We start from the raw sequence: 725 nt of genomic DNA, 5'->3' as shown, positions 1-725 counted from the left end.
AGAAGCGCCAAAAGACTATGAATTATTAAAAGAAAAAATAACTGTAAAAATAGAAAAAGATGCAGTAGTAGAAATTAAAATAGGAAATAAGAAATTGCCAGATCCAATGGGAAAAATGAAGTTAGTGAAAGTAGACATAAGTGATAAAAATAAAAAGCTAGCAGGGGCAAAGTTTCATATAGAAGATTCAAAAGGAAAAATAGTTGGAGAACTAGTAACAAATGAAGAAGGAGAAGTAATATCAAAAGACTTACCAATAGGAAACTATACCTTAGTGGAAGTAGAAGCACCTAAAGGTTACGAATTATTAAAAGAAAAAATAACTGTAAAAATAGAAAAAGATGCAGTAGTAGAAATTAAAATAGGAAATAAGAAATTGCCAGATCCAATGGGGAAAATAAAGCTTGTGAAAGTAGACATAAGTGATAAAAATAAAAAACTAGCAAGGGCAAAGTTTCATATAGAAGATTCAAAAGGAAAAATAGTTGGAGAACTAGTAACAAATGAAGAAGGAGAAGTCGTATCAAAAGACTTACCAATAGGAAACTATACCTTAGTGGAAGTAGAAGCACCTAAAGGTTACGAATTATTAAAAGAAAAAATAACTGTAAAAGTAGAAAAAGATGCAGTAGTAGAAATTAAAATAGGAAATAAGAAATTACCAGATCCGACTGGACAATTTGAAATTGAGAAAGTTGATGATAAGGATATCAATTTAAAACTAC

1 protein-coding gene is annotated in these 725 nt (G+C 29.1%); it reads left to right on the top strand.

Going from position 1 to position 725, the window contains the following annotated elements:
• Nucleotides 1-725 (top strand): MSCRAMM family protein (locus tag MR170_RS30885; protein WP_276575695.1); only part of this gene is annotated, 725 nt, incomplete at both ends.

Origin of the sequence: Bacillus cereus group sp. BfR-BA-01524, from assembly GCF_022662595.1 — a bacterium.
Lineage (GTDB): Bacteria > Bacillota > Bacilli > Bacillales > Bacillaceae_G > Bacillus_A > Bacillus_A thuringiensis_S.
The sequence above is the reverse complement of the archived record's forward strand: the minus strand, read 5'-3'. Positions and strand labels throughout refer to the sequence as shown.